Origin of the sequence: Streptomyces sp. NRRL B-1347, assembly GCF_000720325.1 — a bacterium.
In the GTDB taxonomy this organism is placed as follows: domain Bacteria; phylum Actinomycetota; class Actinomycetes; order Streptomycetales; family Streptomycetaceae; genus Streptomyces.
Genome location: NZ_JOJM01000352.1, coordinates 1 through 212 on the forward strand (window position 1 = coordinate 1; position 212 = coordinate 212).

At 71.7% G+C, this 212-nt stretch carries 1 protein-coding gene; it reads right to left on the reverse strand.

Features of this window, described 5'->3' with window-relative positions; all coding sequences use genetic code 11:
* The coding region (locus tag IG74_RS47535; RefSeq protein ID WP_158858185.1) for a KR domain-containing protein at positions 1-212 on the reverse strand (212 nt) is incomplete at both ends.

A 212-nucleotide genomic window follows, 5' to 3' on the forward strand; every position in this document is an offset into this window, starting at 1 on the left:
TCAACGACTCCACCACACCGTCGTCCAGCACACCCGCCGCATGCACCACAGCCGACAGAGGACGCTCGGACCCGATCCCGGCCAGCAGAGCTTCCACCGAGGCACGGTCGGCAACATCACACGCCACCGCCCGCGCCTCGGCACCCAGCCCCGCCAGCTCCGCCACCAACTCCGCCGCACCCGGCGCCTCCACGCCACGACGACTCGTCAGC